Source organism: Shewanella sp. SACH (assembly GCF_001887095.2).
In the GTDB taxonomy this organism is placed as follows: Bacteria; Pseudomonadota; Gammaproteobacteria; order Enterobacterales; family Shewanellaceae; genus Shewanella; species Shewanella baltica.
The window spans coordinates 1,187,246-1,212,433 of sequence record NZ_MPDG02000002.1 but is presented as its reverse complement, the minus strand read 5'-3'; the positions used below and the strand labels follow the sequence as shown (position 1 = coordinate 1,212,433).

The following is a 25,188-nucleotide window of genomic DNA, read 5'->3' as shown; positions in this document are numbered from 1 at the left end:
TTGATCTTAATATTGCCGTCAGTCTTGGGCATAAATGCGCAGACGACGAGCGAGAATGGAGTAGATTATGAGCCGATAAAAGATAAATAAATATGGAATAAAATCTAATATCTCATAAACTAATAATTTATGACTTGCGAGCAATCCCAGTGACCTTAGACCAACTGCTGATGTTTAAAACCGTGGCTGAGGCGGGCTCGCTCAAAGCCGCCAGTGACAAGCTACATAAAACCCAACCCGCCATTAGTCAAAGTATCAAACAGTTAGAATCTCAACTCGACCTCATCTTATTTAACCGTGAAGGTTATCGACTCGCCATCACAGAGCAAGGCCGAAAACTGCTGCAACATACCCAGCGGGTACTCAATGAAGCGCAGGAAATGAAGCAAGTCGCGAAACATTTAGCCAAAGGCAACGAAGCGAGTATCACTTTAGCTTTTGAAGCTTCTTTCAATCTCGCTCGAATTCTACCGATTTTAGAACTGACTCAAAATGAGTTCCCCTATACCCAAATTATTCTCAAACAAGAATTTTTAACTGGTGCACTCGAAGCGTTGAATCAAGATAAAGCTGAAATCATCATCTCTGCGGGCGGAATTGAACCCATACGTTCGAGCCATTTAGAATTAGCCTATCTTTTTTCCGGTAGCCTGCTCGATGTCGCCGCGCCGCGCATGCTTGAGCGTCATCCGACACTGAGCTACGCACGAGAGCTCGTTAACGAATATCAAATCGTGATCCAAGATACGGGCTCAGGCACTGCGAATATTGAGTTTGGGGTACAGGCGGGGCAACGACGTTGGTATGTTAATGATTTTTATACCAAGAAAATGCTTATTCAAAGTGGCATGGGCTGGGGCAAACTGCCGCACTATATGATTGAAGATTCACTCAAACAAGGTGCATTAATCGCACTGGATCTACGCGAAAGACAAAACAACATTCAACTCGATTACTATGTGATGCGAAAACCCCACTCACCTTTGGGCCCTGTCGCCCAAGCACTCTGGCAAAAGCTGATCGCCTTTTCTGTAGATGAATGTAATGCATAATTCCAAAGTAAAAAGGGCCAATAGGCCCTTTTTAATCAAACGAAAAACTACTGTATTTCTTGCTTGGCAATGGCACGGTCTAACTTAGCTCGTTCAACTTCAGGGGACGCTTTAATCGCGTTCACTAAGTTGATGAGATCTGTGCCGTCTTCAGCGGCTAACAAGAGTAAATTACTCTTGTTCTGCCAATCCACTTTCAGGCCATGAGCTTTTGCAAAATCCTCAGCTGAAACGCCAGGTTTAAGCTTAACAACCAATTTGCCAGTCATTTCTGCAAATGGCTTACCAGATTGAGTCACCACTTTCTGTCCTTTCGTCAACTGTTTTGCTTGCTTCACGCCAGCGTCAGTTTTGACAAAATATTGGCTGTCAGTACCCAAAAACTCAGCACGACTGATTGTGACGCCAGGTGTTTCGCCTTGAGGTTCAACCAAATCAACTTTGTCATGTGCCATAGCTTGTGCAGATAACGCAAGAGAAACTGCAACTAATGATAAATTCAACGCTTTCATTTAATACTCCTTAAGATGCAGACTTGGCAGCGTGGCCATGGAAACGAATTGACCAACCTTTAAGTTTTCCATCAGCTTCATTGGGAATAGAGATATAACCTTGGTCATATTTGATAAATTTATAGCTACCACTATTCACATCTATAAGCTTGATAGTCCATTCTCCCTTAGATGATTCACCATAGAAAGCATTAGACAGCATAGGCGTCGCATCAAAGCCTGTAATGAGATCCTCAGGATCTGTTTTGTCCATTACACCTTGATATACCAAACCGTTATAAGGTGTCATTAATACACTTTTCGTTCCTGCTGGAGATATTAGCTCAACAGCAAGATCCGGTAGGCGTAAGTGATCTGCAGTTAACTCGATTTGTACAGCTTCAATCACTAAATCATCCGCCACCACTTGAGTATCACTGACACCATTGACGTCCGCATCAGGAATAGCTTTTGCCAATTCTTGGCTTGCTTGCCATTCAGTTACTACGTATTCACCTAAATCCTCAGCATAGGATTTAGCCAATTTTACCGCTTCGCTTACGTTAACTCGACCAAAACCATAAAAATTATGGAATGAATAACCAGCAGCATTTTGTTGCCATCCCGGAATAGCAACATATTCTTGAGCAGCATCGCCCTCACCAATAGTAACGGTTTTGGCCGCAATATCAGCATTCACTTTGGTTGAAGTCTTGGCAAGAACATTGCGTACATCGCGCCACGACAAATCTGGGTTTGCACTCATGATCACGGCGACTGCACCTGAAGTATTTGGTGCAGCTGATGAGGTACCATTCATCGTTGAAGTGTAATCACAGTTTGAGTTTAAAGGATGTAACCCACCGTGGAACGGTGTGCTTGGACGATCTTCTGCAATCGCAGATCCATTCTCACAACCTACACGATCTGTTGTCACAATCGCTGGATTAACTTCACCATATTCGCCACCAGGCGCAGTGACAAAAATATTAGACCCTACAGATGAATAGCTCGATAACACGCCTTTAGCATTGATAGCACTAACCACTAAGTTGTAGACGTTTGCATTATCACTGGACATGTTTGAGTTATGGAAAGGCAATCCATGGTTAGCAGGGTTTTCAGCTGTGGCAGAAAAGTAATCTCCTGGAAGCCAGAACGTACTGAAACGATAGTAGTCATAACCATTACCAGCCGATTTAACGAAGATACTGCCTTTACCATCAAAGCTTTGAGTCGTCACATCGCGGTATACTTCAGATTCATCCTCTTCAAAACCGTGCGGGAAAGGCACGCTGTAACCATAGCTTTGGTTAAAAACACGGGCACTATCGCTGTAGGCACTAGCACCATGTGATTTTGTAAAGTTTTCAAATGTTTGAACATTTGTCACTTTACCTGTCGGATCGGAATCTAAGAAGTTAAAACCAATTAGTTGTGCCTTTGGGGCGACCCCACGACCACCAATACCGTTCCAACCTTCTGCTGCGATAATCCCGCCAACTGCAGTACCGTGACCTGATTCACCAGAAAAAGGAGTTGGGTCAACTGAACCCGTGATCAAATTGTAAGATCCTCCCTTAACAGTATTGTTCACTAAATCGGGATGAGAAATTTCCAAGCCATCATCCACAACGGCAACTGTGATGCCTTGACCCATAACTTGCTTTGAAATTGCGTCACTGACATTCATGTCTTCGCCAGCAATACCACGATTCAATGCAAAAGAATTCTGCCCCGTGTTTTTCAAATGCCATTGATAAGCATATAAGGGATCGCCACTTCTGATATGAATCGTTAAGCTTGCCTCTGCTTGATACTGACCGTCAGATACTTTAAATCTGACAACTTCAGAGCCTTCACTCGCATCGGAAGAATAAGTAAATTCACCTGTACTTTTGTTAACTAGGATCAAAGTACCTAGTTTTAACTCAGTTGGATCAACTAAAGAGTAAGTCAAACCACCTTCGGCATCAGTCGCATCTAATTTGCCTGTGAATAATAGAGACTGCGACACATCAATGGTCATATCGGCAGTTGTTGGTGCTGTGTTGACCTTAGCGACAGGCTGTGGAGCCTTTTTGTCACTTCCACAACCTGCCAATAAGGCGGCCGTGATGCTTAATGCAACAATGGACATACGCATAGATAGACATTCCTTCTTGTCATTACACCTTATAATTTAATATTGGATAGCTAGAATTCACTCGCCTTTTATCCGCATTAAATACTGTTATTTTAGTTATTATTTAACCACCAAAAAACCAATATTAGCATTTGATGGTGATACATCTTTTAACACACAAGTAATCAAAATGAAAACAACAATAAACAGAAAAGTAGATTTAATGTGGGCTAACCATCCATGCGCAAAAATAGCAACAACCTTAGCATCTCATTTGCAAAAATAAAATAATTTCAACAAAATCAAAATTTTAATATAAAACCATTAATATTTAAGTTAATAAAAGCTATTTAGTAGAATTTTTAAAATTTAAAATAAATTGTTACACCTTTACGAAAGATGCATATTTTACAGCACGAAACACCTATTAATGTGAGAAATAAATACGCTAAAGCTAGTATGAAAAAAATACTTAGTCTAAATGCCGAACAGCAATATTATTAAAAACTATTCTTATGGCGGATTGAAAAGAGAGAATACATATAAGTATCACTAACCATACTCAGAAGACTAGAATTCATCAACTTGATCTTACTGACTCATATTTAACTTTATAACCCAAGGCATAAGGTAAATCTCGAAAAGTAATAGGCTATTGCGGAAATAAACTATTATCTTCGGCGCTAATGAGTTAATTGTCATTTCGTGCAAGCATAAAAAAACCCTCAATAGTGAGGGTCTTTATAAAATACTATATACGAGTTTTCACGAACATTAGACCTTAGCTAAAGTGCGCTCTTTGGCGCTCCAATCTAAGTGATATTTCTCGCCAGCTGGCGTATCGATACGCTCAAAGGTATGGGAGCCGAAAAAGTCACGCTGACCTTGGAGCAAGTTCGCCGGTAATGTTTCGCAGCGATAACTGTCGTAATACGCCAGTGCAGAGCTAATACACGGCGCTGGAATGCCTTGCATTACCGCTGTCGCTACCGCAGTGCGCCATAGGCCTTGCTTTTCAGATAAGGCTGACGCAAAACTGTCAGCCATCAACAGATTGCTAAGCTCGGCATTGTCTTCATAGGCTTGAGTGATTGATTGCAAGAACGTCGCGCGAATAATACAACCCGCACGCCAAATTTTTGCAATTTCAGCAAAGTCTAACTGCCATTTTTGCTCATGGGCCGTCATTGCCATCAACTGGAAGCCTTGCGCGTAACAACACACTTTCGCGCAATATAACGCACTTTCAAGGGCTTCAATCAACTGCGCTTTTTGCGCCTCATCGATAGCAGGTGCATTTGGCCCAGCCAATTTCTGGCTAAGTTGTAAACGTAAGGATTTTTGGGTACTTACGGCGCGAGCATATACAGCTTCAGCAATCGTCGGTGCCGGACAACCAATTTGTAAACTGCTCACGGCCGTCCACAAACCCGTGCCTTTTTGGCCCGCTTTATCTAAGATCATTTCCACCAACGGATTACCCGTTAATGGATCGGCCTGTTTTAAGACTTCGGCACTGATCCCCATCAAATAGCTGTTTAAGCTGCCTTTGTTCCAGCGTTCAAACACATCGCCCACTTCTGCAGCGCTCATGCCTAAACCGTCATGCAGCATTTGATAGGCTTCGCAAATCAACTGCATATCTGCGTATTCAATACCGTTATGCACCATCTTCACGTAATGGCCAGAACCCGCAGGACCAATATAAGTCGTGCATGGCTCGCCTTCTGTCACTGGATTACCCGGTTCGAAGCGCTCTATGGGTAAACCTGTACTTGAATCAACCTTAGCGGCAATAGCTTTCCAAATAGGTGCAACGTGATGCCATGCATCGATATCGCCGCTTGGCATAAGTGATGGACCGAAACGCGCACCGACTTCACCGCCCGAAACCGCAGAGCTGAAAAATACAAACTGACCTTTGTAGCGCGCTTCACGCTCAACAGTGTCAGTCCATAGGCTGTTACCAGTATCGATAACGATATCATCGGACTCAATTCCGGCAGAAATCAAGGCACTACAGACACCATCGACGGGGGCACCCGCGGGAACAGAAAGCACAAGAATGCGGGGTTTTGTGAGACTGGCTAACATTTCGGTAAGATTAGCACAGCCAAGAATGCGAGGTTCGAGTCCAGCGCGTTCCTGTTTTTCTTGCTGTATAACACCATTAACTTTAACAGGATCGAGGTCAAATGCGCTGACGTGATATTGGTTATCCGCGATGTTTAGCGCGAGGTTTTTACCCATAACGCCAAGGCCAATTACGCCGATATCATTAAGATTGCTGTGGTTTTGCATTATATAATTCCCACGGGTCACAGAGGTTAGAGCTAACCAATTTTGAGGGGTAATTATACCGATCTTTGTAACTTAATTACCAGAGAGAAAAGGCGATGCATACGATTGGCAATCTCGATTGCAGTGAGATTGCCAATCCCGTATTGCGAAACGGGTTAGTTAGAATTTAGCCCAAGTGATACTTGTATTAGCACGTATATCGACAACTTAGTTTGCGAGTTTAAGCCCTAAAACGCCCAGTAATATCAGTATCAAACTGGCAATCTTAAGTAAGCTAACTCCTTCTCCTAACAGGATAATTCCCGCGATAGCAGTGCCCATAGCGCCAATACCGACCCACACGCCGTAAGCCGTACCGATAGGCAGTTGCTTAACCGCGAGTCCTAGTAGTACAACACTCACAGCCATCGACGCCACTGTAAAGATACTTGGCCACAAACGTGTAAAACCTTCGGTATATTTAAGCCCTATGGCCCAACCAATTTCGAATAAACCCGCAAGGACTAATAAGAACCAACTCATAGTGAACTCCTAATTAGGGGTCGTCCCCTACCAAATTAAGGCATGTTTAGGGTCGTCCCTAAGCCGGTGAGAATACAAAGTCGTCAGTGATGTGTATCTAAAATCTCCATAGATATACATTGCTTCTAGTGGTGGTTTTAGTTGAATGGATCAATTAAACAATTGCTAATGCTCAATTCCCGCATATAAACAACTCAAAATAATGCAATTGAGTAACAAAAACATTCAATAAATACGCGGCAAGAATAGCAAATCATAAAGGACTATTGCTCAAATTTAGCGGGGATATTTGTTTCAATTCGCAACAGCAAGCGATTTTTAGAATGGGAATTTCCTACATGAAATCCCCATTCACTAAACGCAAGCTTAGATTAAGGCATCGGCATAACCCATGCGAGTGAGCGCAGTGCGCACTAGCTCTAAGGTCTGTGGATCTTCTATGGTCGCTGGCGCGGTATATTGCTGATTATCGGCAATTTTTCGCATAGTACCACGTAAAATCTTCCCAGAGCGCGTTTTGGGCAATTTTTGAATCGCACTCACTAACCTAAAGGAGGCGACGGGACCAATCTCTTGACGCACCAAGGTAATGAGCTGTTTATGCAGCTCTTCATCACTGATCGTCACGCCCTTTTTCAGCACCACTAATCCTAAAGGCACCTGACCTTTAAGCTGATCATCCACACCAATCACAGCCGCTTCGGCCACATCAGGATGTTGACACAAAACTTCTTCAAAACGTCCAGTCGATAACCTGTGCCCCGCCACGTTTATGATGTCATCAATACGACTCATAATGTAGAGATAACCGTCTTCATCGGTATAACCCGCATCGCCAGTTAAGTAATAACCTGGATACATAGACAAGTAACTATCTTGATAGCGTTGATCATTTTGCCACAGTGTCGTCAAGGTTCCCGGCGGCAAAGGCAGCTTGATCACCACATTCCCCGAGGTATTGGGCGCAACTTGTTCTCCCAATTCATCCACCACTTCAACCGCATAACCAGGCACAGGTAAAGCGGGTGAACCCGGCTTAATGGCGACGGGCGCTGTGCCCATCAAATTTGCCGCGACTGGCCAACCCGTTTCAGTTTGCCACCAGTGATCGATAACAGGTTTAGCGAGTTTAGTGTGTGCCCAAACTAAAGTGTCGGGATCGCAACGTTCCCCCGCCAAAAACACGTTTTTAAGACAAGCTAAATCAACACCTTGTAGATACTCACCATCAGGATCTTCACGCTTGATTGCGCGAATGGCCGTCGGCGCGGTGAAAAAACTTTTGACTTTATATTTGGCAATCGTACGCCAAAATGCGCCGGGATCGGGCGTACCGACAGGTTTACCTTCATACATTAAGGTCGTAGCGCCCACCAGTAGCGGTCCGTACACAATGTAAGAATGACCCACAACCCAGCCCACATCAGACGCGGCCCAAAACACATCGCCCGCTTGAATATCGTAAATATGTTGCATCGACCAAGCCAGTGCCACTGCATGGCCGCCATTATCGCGCACCACACCTTTAGGCTGACCCGTGGTGCCTGAGGTATAAAGCACATACAAGGGATCTGTGGCCTTAAGAGAAACACAATCGGCCTTAGGTGCAGTCGCTAACGCGGCTTGCCAATCTAAGTCACGGCCCTCCTGCAAATCGGCTTGATACTGGCTGCGATTTAAAATCAGGCAATGCTCCACCTGATGAACAGCATGTTCCAATGCTTTATCTAACAAAGGCTTATAAGGAATGACTCCCGAGGGCTCAATGCCGCAGGATGCCGACAGTACCAATTTAGGCTTAGCATCGTTAATCCTAGTCGCGAGTTCATTGGCGGCAAAACCACCAAAAACCACAGAATGAATCGCACCTATGCGAGCACAGGCCAGCATAGCGAAGGCGGTTTCCGGCACCATAGGCATATAAATCACCACACGGTCGCCCTTCTCTATCCCAATAGATTGCATAAAGCCCGCGAGTCGGCTCACTTGAGCCTGTAACTCCGCGTAGCTAATGCCGTATTCAGTGTCTGTCACTGGGCTCGCATAGTGGATAGCCACTTGATCACCGCGTCCGGCCAACACATGGCGATCAACGGCGTTATAACAAGTGTTCATCTCACCATCGGCGAACCAGTGATAAAACGGTGCCTGCGACTCATCGAGCACAGTGTGCGCAGGTTTAATCCAATCGAGCGTCTTCGCCGCTTCTCCCCAGAATTCGGCTTTATTAAGCAAGGATGCTTGGTGCAACGCTTGATGTTTTTGTTGGTTCTGTTTTTGATTTGCGGCTTGCGCTACAGATGCATTTTGCTGTTCGGTCAACATATGTCCTCCAATCAGGACTGCGGCTAAAATCGTCAGCCGCAATAACTACCCCTTCCAACAACCATTATTAACAGGGGGGCCTCAAGCCCACTATTAGACGTTAGCCTATAACCAGAAAAGATTTGTGGTTTTATGTGAGAACACTAATTTAAAGCACTCGTTTTAATCTCGCTGCACAGGCTGATGGCAATTGGGATTGACACTTTTTTGCCAACAGAATAAAAGCCAAAATCTTTACCTTTACGTAAACTTCATATATCTTGCTTAAAACTGATTATTTAGGGTGCATGAATGAGCGCAACGAACACACCACAAACGACTTACTCGATCAGTGATCTCTCAAAAGAGTTTGATATCACTACTCGTAGTATTCGTTTTTACGAAGACCAAGGTTTACTTAAGCCTAAACGCCGCGGCCAAACCCGTATTTATAGCCTCAAAGACAGAGTGCGCCTCAAGCTCATTCTTCGCGGTAAACGCTTGGGCTTTTCTTTGGCAGAAACCCGTCGCTTGTTCGAATTATACGATGCCGACAAGAGCAGCACCTCACAGCTCAATACCATGCTGGCACTAGTGGAAGAAAAAAAATCCGCCCTACAGCAGCAAATGGACGACATTAAAGTCGTGTTGATGGAACTCAATTCCGCCGAGCAGCAATGCCGCTTAGCCTTAGAAGATAACAAAACGGCAAAAGCCTAAATCCCAGTGGCAACAAGATCAAGTCAATATGATTGGCTCGCGCATCTCAAGACGCAGGATGTTAGCACTAGGATTAAGTACAAGATTTAAACGACTCAAGCACCTAAAAATCATAAAAACTATAAATTTAAACATCAGAGTTTAACCATCTGAAATTAGAACATCTGAAAGGACACAAGCAATGAACTCTCTCTACACAAGTCTGAATTTTGGCCTAGGCGAAGACGTCGACATGCTGCGCGATGCGGTGCAAGATTTTGCCACTCACGAAATCGCCCCGATTGCCGCGAAAGTGGATCACGACAACGCCTTCCCCAATGAACTTTGGCCTGTGCTGGGGAGTATGGGACTGCTCGGCGTGACCGTAGCTGAAGAGTACGGCGGCGCGAACATGGGCTACCTTGCCCACGTCGTAGCAATGGAAGAAATCTCCCGTGCATCGGCCTCTATCGGCCTAAGTTATGGCGCCCACTCAAACCTGTGTGTGAATCAAATCAACCGTAACGGTAATGCTGCGCAAAAAGCCAAGTATCTGCCCAAACTGGTGAGCGGTGAACATATTGGCGCACTCGCCATGAGTGAGCCAAACGCAGGTTCTGACGTAGTATCAATGAAGCTACACGCCCGTAAAGAAGGCGATCGCTTCATCTTAAACGGTAACAAGATGTGGATCACCAACGGTCCCGATGCGCACACCTATGTGATTTACGCTAAAACCGACTTAACCAAAGGTGCACACGGTATTACCGCCTTTATCGTTGAGCGTGATTCGAAAGGTTTCAGCCAAGCACAAAAACTCGACAAACTCGGCATGCGCGGCTCTAACACCTGCGAATTAGTGTTTGAAGACGTGGAAGTGCCAGAAGAAAACATTTTAGGTGGCCTCAACAACGGCGTAAAAGTGCTAATGAGCGGCTTAGATTACGAGCGCGTCGTGCTATCTGGCGGCCCGCTGGGGATCATGAACTCCTGCATGGATATCGTTGTGCCTTACATCCACGAGCGCGAACAATTTGGTAAATCCATCGGCGAATTCCAATTGGTACAGGGCAAATTAGCCGACATGTACACCGGCATGAATGCCGCCAAATCCTACGTGTATGCCGTAGCAAAATCCTGCGATCGCGGTGAAACCACCCGTAAAGACGCCGCAGGTGCGATTCTTTATAGCGCAGAACTCGCCACTAAAATGGCACTGGATGCAATCCAACTGCTCGGCGGCAATGGTTATGTGAACGAATACGCCACAGGCCGTTTACTGCGTGATGCCAAGCTGTATGAAATCGGCGCGGGCACCTCAGAAATTCGCCGCATGCTGATTGGCCGCGAACTGTTCAATGAGTCGAAATAACGCGCGTTCAAATAATCTCTCACAAGTGAATGGGTAGCCCCTCACTGTAATTTACAGTTTGCGCCACCCATTCGAGCAAGGTGATACCGAGTTTCCGCTTTATAAGGACAATCAAAGTGACGCAAATAAGCAGTCGTATCAACGCCCGTAGCGATGAATTTAAAGCAAAATCCGACGATATGGCCGCCCTAGTGGCCGATCTTAAAACTAAACTCAATAAAATCGAACTCGGCGGCGGCCCTGTGGCGCTGGAGCGTCATTTATCCCGCGGTAAATTACTGCCACGTCAACGGGTTGAAAAGCTGCTTGATGCAGGTTCACCCTTTTTAGAACTGTCGCAATTTGCCGCGTTTGAAGTCTACGACGAAGAAGTGCCCGCAGCGGGCATTATCGCTGGTATCGGCCGTGTGAGCGGTGTCGAGTGCATGATCATCGCCAACGATGCCACAGTGAAAGGCGGCACTTACTACCCGATTACCGTCAAAAAACACCTTCGTGCCCAAGATATTGCCAGCCGTTGTCACTTGCCTTGTATTTATTTAGTCGACTCGGGCGGCGCTAACCTGCCCCGCCAAGATGAAGTTTTCCCCGACCGCGACCATTTCGGCCGCATCTTTTACAATCAAGCACAAATGTCCGCCAAAGGTATCCCACAAATCGCTGTGGTCATGGGCTTATGTACCGCAGGCGGCGCTTATGTGCCCGCCATGGCGGATGAATCCATTATCGTAAAAGATCAAGGCACTATCTTCTTAGCAGGCCCGCCATTAGTGAAAGCGGCCACAGGCGAAGAAGTTAGCGCCGAAGAACTGGGCGGCGCCGAAGTCCACACCAAAATTTCCGGCGTGGCGGACCATTTAGCGCAAAACGATGAGCACGCGCTGGAGCTTGCCCGCCGCGCCGTATCACGCCTGAATCATCAAAAAGAAATCAAATCACTCCTAAGCCCAGTCAAACCGCCAAGATTTGACATTAGCGAACTGTACGGCATTGTCGGCACCGATCTTAAAAAGCCCTTTGATGTCAAAGAAGTGATCGCCCGTATCGTCGATGACTCTGATTTTGATGAGTTTAAAGCCAACTACGGCGCAACCTTAGTGTGCGGTTTTGCCCGTATTCACGGCTACCCAGTCGGCATCGTCGCCAACAACGGCATTTTGTTCTCAGAGTCGGCGCAAAAAGGCGCACACTTTATTGAACTATGCTGCCAGCGCAAAATTCCGCTGCTGTTCCTGCAAAACATCACCGGCTTTATGGTGGGTAAAAAGTACGAACACGAAGGCATAGCCAAACACGGCGCTAAAATGGTGACCGCGGTTTCTTGCGCGAATGTGCCTAAATTCACTGTGATTATCGGCGGCAGCTACGGCGCGGGTAACTACGGCATGTGTGGCCGCGCGTTCGAACCGACCATGATGTGGATGTGGCCTAACGCCCGTATTTCTGTGATGGGCGGCGAGCAAGCGGCTGGCGTACTCGCCACAGTGCGCCGCGACGGTTTAGCCCGCAAAGGTGAAGAATGGTCATTAGAGGATGAAAAAGCCTTTAAAGCGCCGATTGTCGCCCAGTACGACAAAGAAGGTCATCCGTATCATGCCAGCGCCCGTTTATGGGATGACGGCATTATTGACCCAGCGCAAACCCGCGATGTGGTCGGCCTTGCCCTATCGGCGGCGTTAAACGCCCCTATTGAAGACACCCGCTTTGGTGTGTTCCGTATGTAAAGGCACATGTGAAAAACATATGTCACACAAGAAGATAGGGGAAAGAATAATGACAGACAGATTAAACAGCACTAGCGGCACAAAGGATTTAAGCAACTTGCAGCACGTCACTTATGCGCTCAATAACGGCGTTGCCGAGCTTATTCTTGACCGAGCAGAAGTACACAACGCCTTCGATGAAGTGATGATTAGCGAGATGATTAGCGTCCTTAGCTATTTTGCTGAGCACAAGCAATGCCAAGTGCTGGTACTCAAAGCAAACGGCAAAAACTTCAGCGCCGGCGCCGATCTCAATTGGATGCGCAAACAAGCCAAAATGGACTTTGAACAAAATCTAAATGATGCCAAAGCCTTAGCAAAACTGATGCAGGATTTAGATACCTTTCCAAAACCCACTATTGCATTAGTGCAAGGCGCAGCCTTTGGCGGCGCACTGGGACTGATTTGCGCCAGCGATATCGCTATCGCCACGACGCGCGCTAGTTTTTGCTTGAGCGAAGTGAAACTCGGATTAATTCCTGCGGTGATAAGCCCTTACGTTGCCCGCGCTATGGGTAACCGTGCATCACGCCGCTACATGTTAACGGCTGAGCGTTTTAGTGCCGACACCGCATTAAAGCTTAATGTCATTCATGAGATCAGCGATGACTTAGACGCCGCCGCAAAGCCGATGATTGACGCGCTACTTGCCAATAGTCCACAAGGCATGGCGTGGGTCAAAACACTGCTGTCGCATCTTGAAGATGGCGTGATAGACCAAAACACCATTGATTACACTAGCGAGCGTATCGCCCGCATTCGGGTATCAACCGAGGGCCAAGAGGGCTTAAACGCCTTTTTTGAGAAACGTCTGCCTAACTGGCAACAAGCGCTCTCAACCCCCACGCAAAAGCCAAGTGATACCCAAGGAGTCCTTTGATGCTAACCAAGCAGATGTTAACTAACCACATGTTTACCAAGCTATTGATTGCTAACCGCGGTGAAATCGCCTGTCGCATCATCAAAACCGCCCATGCCATGGGCGTTCGCACTGTTGCCCTATATTCCGATGCCGATAAAGAAGCGCGCCATGTCGCCATGGCCGACGAATCTTTCTATCTAGGTGGCAGTGCGCCGGCAGACTCCTATTTAAAGGGCGATTTGATTATCGATATCGCCAAAAAAGCGGGCGCCCAAGCCATTCACCCTGGTTATGGTTTCTTATCTGAAAACGCCGACTTTGCCCGTAAATGTGAAGCCGCAGGCATCGTCTTTGTTGGCCCAGGTAGCGATGCTATCGATGCCATGGGCAGCAAAAGCGCCGCTAAATCTATTATGACGGCGGCAAACGTGCCCTTAGTGCCCGGTTACCACGGCGATGACCAAACCGACGCGACCTTAAAAGCAGAGTCACTGAAAATCGGCTTCCCTATGCTGATTAAAGCGGCGTATGGCGGCGGCGGTAAAGGCATGCGTATCGTCGAGAATGAAGGCGAAATCATGGAAGCCGTTAACTCGGCGCGTCGTGAAGCGGCCTCTTCTTTTGGTAACGATAAATTATTGATGGAACGTTACTTACGCCAGCCGCGCCACGTCGAAGTACAAGTGTTTGCCGACACCTTTGGCAACGCGATTTACTTATCGGATCGCGATTGCTCGATTCAACGTCGCCACCAAAAAGTGGTCGAAGAGGCGCCGGCACCGGGCTTAAGCGATGCACTGCGCGCCCAAATGGGTGATGCGGCCGTCGCCGCTGCCAAAGCCATCGATTATGTTGGTGCGGGGACGGTAGAGTTTCTGTTAGACACAGACAATAGCTTCTATTTCATGGAGATGAACACCCGTCTGCAGGTTGAGCATCCCGTTACTGAAATGGTCACAGGCCAAGATTTAGTCAAATGGCAATTACTGGTCGCCAGCGGTCAGCCACTACCTCTTAAGCAAGATGAAGTGCGTATTCACGGCCATTCCTTTGAAGTACGCATTTATGCCGAAGATCCGCAAAATGAGTTTTTACCCGCCAGCGGTAAGCTCAACTTTTTGCGTGAACCCGAGCAAAGTAAGTTTGTCCGTATCGATTCGGGTATTCGTGAAAACGATGTGATCAGTAACTTCTACGATCCTATGATTGCCAAGCTTATTGTTTGGGATGAATCGCGCCCGCGCGCCCTGCAACGTTTAGTGCATGCCTTAGAGTCGTATCAAATTAGCGGTCTTAAGCACAACATTGAATTTTTGGCGAACATTGCCGAGCACCCAGCGTTTGCCAATGCCGACTTTAGCACTGACTTTATTGGCCGTTATGGCGACACCTTAATTGGTACAGCTTCAAGCGAAGCCGACACTGCGCTTGCCTTTGCCGCGCTGTATCAAGTGCTTGCCCGTAAAGAAGCCGCCAAAGCGCAAGCGATCAACAGCGCCGATCCTTACTCACCTTGGGGTCAAGTGAGCGGCTTTAGACTCAACAGTTGTAGCCAACACAATATTGCCCTACTTGATGACGCCCATGAATTACAGCAGTTGGTGATGCTCGATTTAGGCGGCATGTATCAGTTGCCACTGCACGGCCAAGATTGGTTGCTAAATGGCGAACTGAAACAAGACTTACTGCTCGCCGAAATCAACGGCCATAAGAGTAAAGTGCCGGTTAGCGCACAAGGTGATGACTTTACGCTATTTTTATCCTCTGGCAGTTACCACTTTAAAGCAGTGCAAACGCTAGTGGTCGAAGAACAAGCTAGCAATGCTGACAAGTTAAAAGCGCCCATGAACGGCACTGTCGTGACCCATTTAGTCGATGTCGGCGCACAAGTTAAAGCGGGCCAAGGTTTGCTAGTGATGGAAGCCATGAAGATGGAATACACCATCGAAGCGCCGTTTGATGGCATAGTCAGTGAATTCTACTTTAAGGCGGGCGAGCTGGTGACCGATGGCGCAACCTTGCTTAACGTTGAGCCGTTAGAGACAGACGAGCCAACCGCGATCAAGGAAGCCTAAGATGTCGTTAGTCAATCTAAGCCAAGCAGCGGACGCCAAAGACAGGGTCAGCATCTTCGAGATGGGCGCGCGCGACGGCCTGCAAAACGAAGTCGCTGTGCCAACGGCAGCTAAAATCGCCTTGATTGAATCGCTGGCAGATGCAGGGCTTAAGCGCATCGAATCCGGCAGTTTTGTGTCACCCAAATGGGTGCCACAAATGGCCGATTCTGCCGATGTGCTCAAGCAAATACAGCGTCAAAGCGGCGTGGTGTATAGCGCGCTCACGCCCAACGTCAAAGGCTTTGAACTGGCACTGGATGCAAAAGCTTCCGAAGTAGCGATATTTGGCGCCGCCTCACAAAGCTTTAGTCAACGCAATATCAACTGCTCGATTGAAGAGTCGATTGAACGCTTTATCCCTTTGATGGAATTAGCAAAAGCGCACAATATTCCGGTGCGCGGCTATGTGTCCTGCGTGCTCGGCTGCCCCTACGAAGGTGAGATAGCGGTCAGTGAAGTGGCCCGCGTGTCTGAAATCCTTTACAAAATGGGCTGTTACGAAATATCACTCGGTGACACTATCGGTATCGGCACGCCGCAAAAAGCCCGTAGAATGCTGCAAACTGTGAGTGAACGAGTGCCTATTGAGAAACTGGCGCTACACTTTCACGACACCTATGGCCAAGCATTAGCTAACATTTTGGCCTGCTTAGACTTAGGTGTACGGGTGTTTGACTCCTCGGTTGCAGGTCTTGGCGGCTGCCCCTATGCCAAAGGCGCGTCGGGCAATCTTGCCACCGAAGACTTAGTGTATATGCTGCACGGCATGGGATTAGAGACAGGTATCGATCTCAACAAGCTAGCGTTGGCAGGACAAGCTATCAGCACGCAGTTGAATCGCAACAACGGCTCGAAAGTGGCCACAGCCCTGTTAGCAAAATAGAACAACAATAATTAACGACAACAACCGTTATTGAAAACGCGCGTTATTTCCCGCGCGTTTTATACAGCATAAAAGGACATCACAATGGCAGGACTCAATAAAGTCGTCAGCAGCTATGAAGAAGCGTTAAACGGCTTATCAAACGACATGACCATTATGGTCGGCGGCTTTGGCCTGTGCGGCATTCCCGAAGGCTTAATCAATCAAATGGTTAAGATGGGCGTTAACGGTTTAACGGCGATATCAAACAACGCTGGCGTTGACGACTTTGGCCTTGGCTTACTGTTAAAACATCGCCAAATCGCCACTATGATCGCCTCTTACGTGGGCGAAAACGCTACTTTCGAGCAACAAATGCTCTCTGGCGAACTGAACGTAATTTTAACGCCCCAAGGCACACTAGCGGAAAAAATCCGCGCAGGTGGCGCAGGCATTCCGGCTTTTTTCACTGCAACAGGTTACGGCACGCCGGTAGCTGATGGCAAAGAAACCCGCGAAATCAAAGGTCGCCATTACGTGTTAGAAGAGTCGCTGACCGCAGATTTTGCCTTAGTGCGCGCATGGAAAGCCGATACCATGGGTAATTTGGTGTTCCGTAAAACCGCCGCCAACTTTAACCCTATGATGGCGACCGCTGGCAAAATCACTGTGGTTGAAGCCGAGTTTATTGTTGAGCCAGGCGAGCTAGACCCAGATCATATCCACACGCCGGGCATCTATGTTGACCGCGTTATTCAAGGCTCGTTCGAGAAACGTATCGAGCAGCGCACAGTAAAAGCCGCGAAATAAAAGGCGCTGGCAAAACCTTGAAACACAGTTAACGCAATTGGCACTTAGCTCCCTAAAGTAAACAACTAAGGGTAAAAACCTAAGAGTGAAGACCAAAGCGTCAAAGCCAAATAGAAAGGATAGATATCATGGCATTATCAAGAGAACAACTGGCTCAGCGCGTCGCCAAAGAATTAAAAGATGGCTACTACGTCAACCTCGGCATCGGTATTCCAACACTGGTCGCTAACTATATTCCTAGCGGCATGGAAGTGATGTTGCAATCGGAAAACGGCCTACTCGGCATGGGCGAATTCCCTACCGAAGACACCATAGATCCCGATTTAATCAACGCGGGTAAACAAACCGTTACCGCAGTCAAAGGCGCCTCGTTTTTCTCCTCGGCGGAAAGCTTTGCCATGATCCGTGGCGGCCATGTGGACTTAACCGTGCTCGGCGCCTTTGAGGTCGATGTGAATGGCTCTATCGCCTCATGGATGATCCCCGGCAAACTCATCAAAGGCATGGGCGGTGCGATGGATTTAGTCGCGGGCGCCGAAAACATTATCGTGACTATGATGCACGCCGATAAATACGGTAATTCTAAGCTACTGCCCGTATGCGAATTGCCGCTAACAGGTTACGGCTGCATTAAACGCGTCGTCACAGATTTAGCCTTTATCGAAATCAAAGATGGCGCTTTCCATCTACTAGAGCGCGCCCCAGGCGTCAGCGTAGAAGAAATCGTCAGCAAAACCGCCGGCAAATTAATCGTGCCAGAGCATGTACCAGAAATGGTGTTTTAAGCGTTCTCTAAAATGCGCAAGTAACGTATAGCGGCTAAGGTTGAAACTCAAGTTAGTTTGAAGCTTTAGCCTAAAGAGTTTTGAGCGTTAACCGACGTTTTACGATACCAACGAGGCCCAGAAAATGATTCTGGGCCTCGTTGCTTTTGTCATCCCCGCGAAAGCGGGGAACCATGAGTAAAATTCACCACCAGCTTGTTCACTACAAACCTTGTTTTCTGTGAGCTTTTACAGTCTAGGTACTTTTTGAAAGCTTTTCGCCATAAACAGCACTAATGCTCTGGCGACACGCCGTAAACCCATCCTTGGGGGCTCAACGAAAAAGTCCCTTTTTCCGATGGTCGCCAACGCAAGAGTGCGGTTTACTCACCCATCCCAGCATATTCAATAATGAACAATGTCGCGCATTAAACTGATAACAACATATGTTAGTAAGGTTCTTTGCTGGCGAATGTGTGTTCACCATCGCTACAACAGAGTCGCTTAATGCTTGCTTCAAAAATGCTACAGATAGTCATATTTAGCGCCGTTGCGGTAAACTTGCCGCAGCCTAAATAATAAGGATGCTCAAGATGTTAGCCAAGTTTCTCAATAAGCGCAGCCGCAGCCGCAAGCTGATGCGCGATTATCCAAAAAACGTGTTTGAATACAACCAGTATTTGTTGACTGGTTATATTCATACTGGGATAGCGGAAAAATTCGAGAGATTAAAAGCATATATTGATTACCCTGATGATTTTCGCCAGTGGGAGTTATTTGGATCTGAGTTCGCAGTACCTGAATGTCATTGGAATTTTGCGGCACAACTTACGTATATTGAATCGGGCTTGCTTGAGCCTAAGCCGCTTATGTGCTCGCTTGCTTACGGCTATTTTGATACCGCCATAGACTATTACAAATACTACACTGCGGTTGAAAACACCGGTGGTTTTACTAATGCTAGTTGGGATACAACCCATGTATTCAGGCTGGTGCTGATGCTTTTTTCAGGGCTTAAGACTGAGGCCGACGAGCTGTATTATGCTAACGCAATGGCTTGGCGCTCGGGCTGGATAATTCGCTCCCACAGTTTTATAGGCGATTTTTTGGTGCTGCTGTATGGGCGCTATTTGGGCGTTATTGAGCCGCATTTTGCCACGGAAGTGCAAGTGACACTGCGAAAAACGGCTCCTTTCCCCTATGCGCCATTTATAGATAACTGGGACACACAGGATATCGAATTCATCAGCACTATGCTGCAAACCCTGTGCGATCATCAGGTAGAACAAGCAGTTATTGGGGATAAAAAGTGCTTTTTTGAGTTCAATGGTGGGCCGCACACATATTTACCATTGACAGCGTTAATGCTGCTGAAACTGCGATCCCTTAGGGGTTTGCCTAACCCACAATTTAGTCATCCGGCCTTTGGCGATGTAACGGCTTTGTTTGAACAAGTCTGCACAGCGTTTAGCGACTATGTCACAGCAGAGAAGATCCTGCGGATTGAAGATGCAGCCGATGAAGTGTTAACCAACACATTAACCAGAATGCAAAGCCAAGATTTTGATGCCCATGCTATTTTCGCCAAGCGACTGCCATCGTTTAGTGCTGGTTAAGATTTTGATTAACCAAATTTTCATAAAAAATGGATAACCAATAAAATCATGATTCTATTGATATTGAGGACCTAAGGCTTAAGGTTGAGCGTATTCAAGCCTTAAGTCATCCACAATACAAGCCAGAGGAAAGCTTATGTACCAGATTGCGATTGTGATATTTGATGAATTTACCGATATCGATTTCTTCCTAATGCGTGACATCCTCGGCAGGACAAAAACAGACTGGAATGTGAAAGTACTCGGGACCAAGCAAAGCCATACATCAAGCTTAGGAATGGTTGTCAAAACCGATGGTCATGTGGCCGAAGTCGCTGATGCCGACGTGGTATTATTTAGCAGTGGTTACAAAGGCGTACCTGCCGCACTCGAAGATACTGAGTTTATGTCCGCCCTTAAATTAGATCCCACACGGCAATTGCTTGGCAGTATCTGCGCGGGGTCATTCTTCTTTGCCAAATTAGGCTTACTCGACAATATCTCAGCAACGACTCATCCCGATGCCAAACCCGCATTAGTGGCCATGGGCGTGGATGTAGAAGACTGCGCTCTGGTTATCAATGGCAATATTGCCACTGCAGGTGGCTGCCTGTCCTCACTCTACTTAACCGGCTGGGTTGCGGAGCGCTTGTTTGACAGTGCGAAACGTCGCGAAATACACAGGCAACTTATTCCTGCTGGCCAAGCTGATATTTATGAGACGCTGATCCAATCATCAATAGCAGCTGCAATTCGCTAGCAAGTGGTTTAGGTTCGCAGCTAGAAGCAAGGGACTCCATGATTACACTAAAAAATCTTCTAGAGGCAATCAAAGCCGAGCATCAGATCATAACCCAGAGTGAACTTGCGGCTTTACTGGCTCAGAATGAAATACTCGTACAGCAAATCCAAACAGCCGATGCGCAGCATTGGGTGCATTTTGCCAAGAATACCTTCGATGGTTGGTATTGCATTCGAACACCTATGCTCAGTACCTTTAAAGTTTATTATCAAGAACGTGGGCAAAATTGCTGGGGAGAAGATGTTTTTACCGAGCAAAGTGAAGCCATCGCTGCGGTTATTTTTATGTCTGGTGTTTGGGATCAAGTCCCCTAGCACTAAGTAGGTAAAAGCCTGTTCACTCATTCTGTGTGTTCACATTTACGAATGGCTGTATGTGACTATCCATTACGCGACTTTCGATTATGTAACGAATCATTACGCGACTTTCAATATCGAAATCATCCTGTTAGGGTGACGTACTTAGATTGACTAACGAGAACAGACTCATTCTTAGCACTCAGATGAACACTCAGTTTAACTCTCTCATTGCCCAAAGGAGCGGTATCTATGGACTGGTTTATTATTGCACTCGCTGGCTTTTTAGGCGGCATGCTCAATGCGGTTGCCGGCGGTGGCAGTTTTATTACCCTTTTGGCGTTAGTGTTTGTCGGGGTTCCACCGATTGCGGCGAATGCAACGGGGACTGCTGCGTTGTTGCCAGGGTATATCGCCAGTGCTTGGCGTTTTAGAAAGGATATCGAATATCCGGCGAGTCTTAGCCTTAAGCATCTGATCTTGATTGCCCTTATCGGCGGCAGTATTGGCGCAGGTATTTTGCTGACCACCAGCGAGCAAGTCTTCGCAAAACTGATCCCTTGGCTGATTTTACTGGCCACCGCGGCCTTTATTGTTGGCCCTTGGTTGCTCAAACGAAGAATCGCTGAGCAAGGCGAAAACACCTCAACGCCAATGTTAAGTCCGATGACAGCACTGATAATGCTGTCGGTAGTGTGTATCTATGGCGGTTATTTTAATGGTGGCTTAGGCATCATACTGCTCGCGAGCTTTGGGCTGATGGGCCAGACCAATCTACATGGGATGAACGGTCTTAAAAATCTCATTTCTGCCCTGCTCACCGCCATCGCCGTTGTGGTTTATGCCGCGGGCAATGTTATCGATGGGCAATATCTGTTGCTGCTTGCTGTGATGGCGATTATCGGCGGCTATGTCGGCGCAGCGCTGGCCTATCGTATTTCACAGCCCTTGCTGCGCGGCTTTATTGTGATAGTTGGGTTGGCAATGGCCTTAGGCTTTTTCATGCGCTAGGCTTTCATGCGTTAAGCTAAACTTTTCATGTATTGAGCTTTTAATACGCTAGTTTTTTAATACGTTAGCCTTTTAATGCATTACCAACGCAATAATCATGGACTCAAGGGAACAAGACTGGTGAGTTTCGATAGTCACATCGAGAAATTGCCCTTAGGTTGCTGGCTTGTTACTCTGTCACATCATTTAGGAAAGCACTGTGACTAAGGATAGCGATGAAACGGATCACCTTTAAACTAAGCAGCTTGAAGCTAAAGACCTTGAAGCTCAGCACCTTAAGTCTTGCCCTGTGTCTTGTTGCAAGCTCGCCCGCTATTTACGCGCAAACTGCTAGCGCAACAAGCATTATCGTCAAAACGGAAACGGGTAACATTCAGGTAAAAACCATAGCCCAAGGGTTAGAGAATGTCTGGGGTATGGCATTTTTACCCGACGGCAGCATGCTCGTGACTGAACGCGCCGGCAGAATGCGCATTGTCAGCGCCGCAGGTAAAGTGGGCGAACCCTTAACGGGTTTGCCACCGCTATATGCCAAGGGCCAAGGTGGTTTACTCGATGTGGTGCTTGCGCCAGATTTTGCCAGCAGCAAAAAAATCTATTTCAGTTATTCAGAACCCGCTGAAGGTGATGCAAGTGAACTCAATAGCACTGCGGTGAGTTTTGCTACTCTCAATGGCAACAAGCTTGAAAATCTCAGCCGCGTTTTTAGTCAGCAACCCAAAATCAACAGCGGCCACCATTTTGGATCTCGTTTGGTGTGGGCGCCTGACGGCACTTTATTTATCACACTTGGCGATCGTTACAGCGAAAAAGATAGCGCCCAAACATTAGACAATCATTTAGGCAAAGTGGTGCGGATTAATGCCGATGGCTCAGTGCCTAAGGATAACCCCTTCATCAATACGGCGGGCGCTTTACCCGAGATCTGGTCTATTGGTCATCGCAATATGCAAGGCGCGGCCATTAATCCCACCAGCAAAGTATTATGGACTGGCGAGCATGGACCGCAGGGCGGCGATGAACTCAATATTGATGAGGCGGGCAAAAACTATGGCTGGCCTGTGATTACCTATGGTGAGAATTACGGTGGCGGCAAAATAGGCGAAGGCACCCACAAAGCTGGAATGGAGCAACCCGTCTACAAGTGGGTTCCCTCAATTGCCACGGCGGGCTTTATGTTTTACACGGGCGATAAATTTCCGCAGTGGAAAAATAATATTTTACTCGCCAGCCTAAAGGAAAAAACGCTAGTACGTTTAGTGCTTGATGGCGACAAGATTATTAAAGAAGAACGGCTGCTGAAAAATGAATTGGGACAAAGATTACGCTCAGTCGTGCAAGGGCCTGATGGGTTGATTTATCTTGTGACTGATGAAGCGAAATCAAAAATTTACCAGATCTCACCGTAGTAATCTTAAGCACTCGCTTTAACCACAGCCTTTTAACCAGTGCAACAAGCTCAATGGTGGGAGAGGAATAAAGTTCTATACTGAATCGTCACATGTGCTTGATTCTACTGCACCCGATTGAATACGTGGCAAAATAAAGCATCATACTCATCTGCGCTTAGGTGCATAAATCGCACAGCAATTGAGTATTAAAGTTTCATACTCAAGATAACTCATTTTTGGACAGAACCTTGTTAGATTTTTTACTTTAATTAATTGATTTCGGATTAATATTTGTAAGGCAATTATTTAAAGTTAGTATCAAAATCGATGAACAAGCTATCCCTCTTCTTTGCAAGAATGATCTATTTGGTCAAAACTCGCAGCAGACTGAGCGGTTCAAAACAGTAGAAGTGATCACTCATGGACAGCAGAAGCGATCATTTTCTCCAGAGCCGCCAGTTGGCGGCACTGCACCAAGTTGCGCACACGGCTGTTACAGACTGCCCACTTCTACTGGTCGAATTGCCCAGTTGCAGGCAAGAAAAAGCCCCAAACAAATGGTGCTAATAGAAATTAGAGCTGCCTCATAATGGGCCACGTAATGTAGGTTGATAGTGGCATATAGAAAAATAGAAAGACAAAAAAATATGTACACTTTTTGATCTTTTTGCTTACTTCTTCACTGTGGAAATCTATATTTCTAAAAAGACCTTTTTTGCTAACATAAACCTCAAAAACAATATCCAACACAACTAAAGAACCAATGAGCAAGTACATAATATTTGCACTCTCAAATTTCAAATACTTTAGCAATAGAACTAACCAAGGAATGAGAGTAAACATGATAAAGATGTCTACTTGAGCGACGGCAAGACTACAAGCACGCTCATCTGATGCACCTTGCCGTTTTGTGTATGCCCACCCACCAATTAGAAAGTCGTCAAAGAAAAAAGTTTTCATAATTTAATCACCGGCACCCCAAAAATCTGTTTCATTGTACTCACAGGGTCTTCTCGCCATCCTTTCTGAATACTATGTGTATCAATTTCATTTGAAAATTGCGATATACCTCTATTGGCATCTTTATTCGCCTGTATCCATCCGCCTGGATATGTAACATCAACTATCGCATAACCAATCGATAGAGCTGTACCTACTCCAGCGCCCCGCAAGCCAACAAGCGCCATACTAGCATCAACGCCAGACTTGACAAACGCTTCCGCGCCAGAAGCATCATCGTTCAGGGTATTAGATATCACAGAAGCAGCCAGACCAACTGCAGTGGCCTTTGGTGCCAATTTGGAAGCTAGCTTAGAGCCGTCTAAAGATGCTGCAACTAAATTTGATTTTGCATTTTTGCTTAATGCCCAAGCATTTCCTGTGGAACCTGTTGCCATTAATGCAGTCCCGGTTCCAGCAGTATTTAATAATGCTAGATCCTTCGTCTGTTCCAGCCCCGCAGTCACTATAGATACACCTGTCATCACCTTACCAGTATTATCTGCGGCATCCTTGGCACTACTTCCACTCTTAGCCGCAGTCTGCTGCAAGCTACCCACACTGGACATACCTCCTACGCTTGCACTGGAAAGCTTACCATTGCTGTAACTCGCTGAAAAAGATGGAGTTGCACCATTTGAATATGTTGCAGTTCCCGAAACAGATTTAGTGACCTCTCGTTTAAGATGGGATCCGGTCACGGCAACTTTCTCTGTCTCCTTAGTGAACTTGACTTCTTCTAGTTTAGGTTCTTCGCTCGTATACCCAGTCGGATCTGTCCCCGCCAGCGGGTTGTTCATGATATACGAGTAGGGATTCACACTCTGAGTTGATGTCGGACTCTGAATTAACGGGTCAACACTCATAAACCGGCCGAGATTATAATCGTAAATCCGCCCGTTCATATGAATTAACTGTTGCTCATTCAAATGCTCGTGGTCGGTAAAACCGCGGCGGTTTTTGTTGGTCACAGCTAAATCTTGCAGCTGGGATAACAGGGTATTCTTATTCTGAATATCCAGCTTATGATTATATCCAAGGTCCGTTGTG

Annotated in this window: 21 protein-coding genes; 14 read left to right on the top strand and 7 right to left on the bottom strand. The window is 46.6% G+C overall.

Annotated elements, in window-relative coordinates; genetic code table 11:
- Positions 1-149 precede the first annotated feature (149 nt).
- Positions 150-1,052, top strand: a complete 903-nt coding sequence (locus BM607_RS13230; protein WP_071939607.1) for a LysR family transcriptional regulator — start codon at positions 150-152, stop codon at positions 1,050-1,052.
- Positions 1,053-1,099: 47 nt separating this feature from the next.
- Here the strand turns inward: BM607_RS13230 and BM607_RS13225 are convergent, their stop codons facing one another.
- The 5 genes from BM607_RS13225 to BM607_RS13205 form a co-directional block, all read right to left on the bottom strand.
- The gene (locus tag BM607_RS13225) at positions 1,100-1,564 is read right to left on the bottom strand and encodes a hypothetical protein (protein ID WP_071939608.1); all 465 of its coding nucleotides are present in this window, start codon (positions 1,562-1,564) and stop codon (positions 1,100-1,102) included.
- A 10-nt stretch (positions 1,565-1,574) separates the two neighbouring features.
- A complete protein-coding gene (locus BM607_RS13220) occupies positions 1,575-3,689 on the bottom strand; it encodes a S8 family serine peptidase (protein ID WP_071939609.1) in 2,115 nt (704 codons plus the stop codon).
- 753 nt (positions 3,690-4,442) lie between these two features.
- The gene (gene gndA, locus BM607_RS13215) at positions 4,443-5,969 is read right to left on the bottom strand and encodes an NADP-dependent phosphogluconate dehydrogenase (RefSeq protein ID WP_063884913.1); all 1,527 of its coding nucleotides are present in this window, start codon (positions 5,967-5,969) and stop codon (positions 4,443-4,445) included.
- Between the two features lie 207 nt (positions 5,970-6,176).
- Complete coding sequence (gene sugE, locus BM607_RS13210) at positions 6,177-6,491, bottom strand: quaternary ammonium compound efflux SMR transporter SugE (RefSeq protein WP_012089635.1); 315 nt, start codon at positions 6,489-6,491, stop codon at positions 6,177-6,179.
- A gap of 366 nt (positions 6,492-6,857) precedes the next feature.
- Positions 6,858-8,816: a propionyl-CoA synthetase gene (locus BM607_RS13205; RefSeq protein ID WP_071939610.1), complete on the bottom strand. Its 1,959-nt coding sequence runs from the start codon at positions 8,814-8,816 to the stop codon at positions 6,858-6,860.
- Positions 8,817-9,107: 291 nt separating this feature from the next.
- On the opposite strand from BM607_RS13205, the gene BM607_RS13200 reads away from it, so the two are divergent.
- The 13 genes from BM607_RS13200 to BM607_RS13135 all read left to right on the top strand — a co-directional run bounded on the left by BM607_RS13200 (position 9,108) and on the right by BM607_RS13135 (position 23,157).
- Entirely contained in the window at positions 9,108-9,515 is a 408-nt protein-coding gene (locus BM607_RS13200; RefSeq protein ID WP_006082318.1) for a MerR family DNA-binding transcriptional regulator, read from the top strand.
- 181 nt (positions 9,516-9,696) lie between these two features.
- Entirely contained in the window at positions 9,697-10,866 is a 1,170-nt protein-coding gene (locus tag BM607_RS13195; protein ID WP_012587284.1) for an isovaleryl-CoA dehydrogenase, read from the top strand.
- A gap of 116 nt (positions 10,867-10,982) precedes the next feature.
- Positions 10,983-12,590: a carboxyl transferase domain-containing protein gene (locus tag BM607_RS13190; protein ID WP_071939611.1), complete on the top strand. Its 1,608-nt coding sequence runs from the start codon at positions 10,983-10,985 to the stop codon at positions 12,588-12,590.
- A gap of 49 nt (positions 12,591-12,639) precedes the next feature.
- Positions 12,640-13,509, top strand: coding sequence for an enoyl-CoA hydratase-related protein (locus BM607_RS13185; RefSeq protein WP_071939612.1), 870 nt, complete (start codon positions 12,640-12,642; stop codon positions 13,507-13,509).
- Positions 13,510-13,523: 14 nt separating this feature from the next.
- On the top strand, positions 13,524-15,566 hold the full coding sequence (locus tag BM607_RS13180) for an acetyl/propionyl/methylcrotonyl-CoA carboxylase subunit alpha (protein WP_071939713.1): 2,043 nt from the start codon (positions 13,524-13,526) through the stop codon (positions 15,564-15,566).
- Between the two features lies 1 nt (position 15,567).
- Positions 15,568-16,491 (top strand): hydroxymethylglutaryl-CoA lyase, encoded by a 924-nt coding sequence (locus BM607_RS13175; protein WP_071939613.1) that lies wholly within the window; start codon positions 15,568-15,570, stop codon positions 16,489-16,491.
- A gap of 84 nt (positions 16,492-16,575) precedes the next feature.
- Positions 16,576-17,280: a CoA transferase subunit A gene (locus BM607_RS13170; RefSeq protein WP_071939614.1), complete on the top strand. Its 705-nt coding sequence runs from the start codon at positions 16,576-16,578 to the stop codon at positions 17,278-17,280.
- A gap of 128 nt (positions 17,281-17,408) precedes the next feature.
- A complete protein-coding gene (locus tag BM607_RS13165) occupies positions 17,409-18,065 on the top strand; it encodes a 3-oxoacid CoA-transferase subunit B (protein ID WP_006082325.1) in 657 nt (218 codons plus the stop codon).
- A 572-nt stretch (positions 18,066-18,637) separates the two neighbouring features.
- Positions 18,638-19,660 (top strand): hypothetical protein, encoded by a 1,023-nt coding sequence (locus BM607_RS13155; RefSeq protein WP_071939615.1) that lies wholly within the window; start codon positions 18,638-18,640, stop codon positions 19,658-19,660.
- A 136-nt stretch (positions 19,661-19,796) separates the two neighbouring features.
- Entirely contained in the window at positions 19,797-20,399 is a 603-nt protein-coding gene (locus tag BM607_RS13150; RefSeq protein WP_071939616.1) for a DJ-1/PfpI family protein, read from the top strand.
- A 38-nt stretch (positions 20,400-20,437) separates the two neighbouring features.
- A complete protein-coding gene (locus BM607_RS13145; RefSeq protein WP_071939617.1) occupies positions 20,438-20,755 on the top strand; it encodes a cytoplasmic protein in 318 nt (105 codons plus the stop codon).
- Between the two features lie 234 nt (positions 20,756-20,989).
- Positions 20,990-21,748, top strand: a complete 759-nt coding sequence (locus tag BM607_RS13140; protein ID WP_071939618.1) for a sulfite exporter TauE/SafE family protein — start codon at positions 20,990-20,992, stop codon at positions 21,746-21,748.
- Positions 21,749-21,963: 215 nt separating this feature from the next.
- Positions 21,964-23,157: a PQQ-dependent sugar dehydrogenase gene (locus tag BM607_RS13135; protein ID WP_071939619.1), complete on the top strand. Its 1,194-nt coding sequence runs from the start codon at positions 21,964-21,966 to the stop codon at positions 23,155-23,157.
- Between the two features lie 555 nt (positions 23,158-23,712).
- Here the strand turns inward: BM607_RS13135 and BM607_RS13130 are convergent.
- Together BM607_RS13130 and BM607_RS22150 are read right to left on the bottom strand one after the other, a co-directional pair.
- Complete coding sequence (locus tag BM607_RS13130) at positions 23,713-24,099, bottom strand: hypothetical protein (RefSeq protein ID WP_071939620.1); 387 nt, start codon at positions 24,097-24,099, stop codon at positions 23,713-23,715.
- Complete coding sequence (locus BM607_RS22150) at positions 24,096-25,109, bottom strand: RHS repeat-associated core domain-containing protein (protein ID WP_283160777.1); 1,014 nt, start codon at positions 25,107-25,109, stop codon at positions 24,096-24,098. Before BM607_RS22150 ends, BM607_RS13130 begins: the two co-directional genes overlap by 4 nt.
- Between the last annotated feature and the right edge of the window lie 79 nt (positions 25,110-25,188).

Excerpts from the sequence above, each read along its gene's own strand:
- BM607_RS13225 (WP_071939608.1), bottom strand. The coding sequence starts at position 1,564 with ATGAAAGCGTTGAATTTATCATTAGTTGCAGTTTCTCTTGCGTTATCT.
- BM607_RS13220 (WP_071939609.1), bottom strand. The coding sequence starts at position 3,689 with ATGCGTATGTCCATTGTTGCATTAAGCATCACGGCCGCCTTATTGGCA.
- gndA (WP_063884913.1), bottom strand. The coding sequence starts at position 5,969 with ATGCAAAACCACAGCAATCTTAATGATATCGGCGTAATTGGCCTTGGC.
- sugE (WP_012089635.1), bottom strand. The coding sequence starts at position 6,491 with ATGAGTTGGTTCTTATTAGTCCTTGCGGGTTTATTCGAAATTGGTTGG.
- BM607_RS13205 (WP_071939610.1), bottom strand. The coding sequence starts at position 8,816 with ATGTTGACCGAACAGCAAAATGCATCTGTAGCGCAAGCCGCAAATCAA.
- BM607_RS13200 (WP_006082318.1), top strand. The coding sequence starts at position 9,108 with ATGAGCGCAACGAACACACCACAAACGACTTACTCGATCAGTGATCTC.
- BM607_RS13195 (WP_012587284.1), top strand. The coding sequence starts at position 9,697 with ATGAACTCTCTCTACACAAGTCTGAATTTTGGCCTAGGCGAAGACGTC.
- BM607_RS13185 (WP_071939612.1), top strand. The coding sequence starts at position 12,640 with ATGACAGACAGATTAAACAGCACTAGCGGCACAAAGGATTTAAGCAAC.
- BM607_RS13180 (WP_071939713.1), top strand. The coding sequence starts at position 13,524 with ATGTTAACTAACCACATGTTTACCAAGCTATTGATTGCTAACCGCGGT.
- BM607_RS13175 (WP_071939613.1), top strand. The coding sequence starts at position 15,568 with ATGTCGTTAGTCAATCTAAGCCAAGCAGCGGACGCCAAAGACAGGGTC.
- BM607_RS13170 (WP_071939614.1), top strand. The coding sequence starts at position 16,576 with ATGGCAGGACTCAATAAAGTCGTCAGCAGCTATGAAGAAGCGTTAAAC.
- BM607_RS13165 (WP_006082325.1), top strand. The coding sequence starts at position 17,409 with ATGGCATTATCAAGAGAACAACTGGCTCAGCGCGTCGCCAAAGAATTA.
- BM607_RS13155 (WP_071939615.1), top strand. The coding sequence starts at position 18,638 with ATGTTAGCCAAGTTTCTCAATAAGCGCAGCCGCAGCCGCAAGCTGATG.
- BM607_RS13150 (WP_071939616.1), top strand. The coding sequence starts at position 19,797 with ATGTACCAGATTGCGATTGTGATATTTGATGAATTTACCGATATCGAT.
- BM607_RS13145 (WP_071939617.1), top strand. The coding sequence starts at position 20,438 with ATGATTACACTAAAAAATCTTCTAGAGGCAATCAAAGCCGAGCATCAG.
- BM607_RS13140 (WP_071939618.1), top strand. The coding sequence starts at position 20,990 with ATGGACTGGTTTATTATTGCACTCGCTGGCTTTTTAGGCGGCATGCTC.
- BM607_RS13135 (WP_071939619.1), top strand. The coding sequence starts at position 21,964 with ATGAAACGGATCACCTTTAAACTAAGCAGCTTGAAGCTAAAGACCTTG.
- BM607_RS13130 (WP_071939620.1), bottom strand. The coding sequence starts at position 24,099 with ATGAAAACTTTTTTCTTTGACGACTTTCTAATTGGTGGGTGGGCATAC.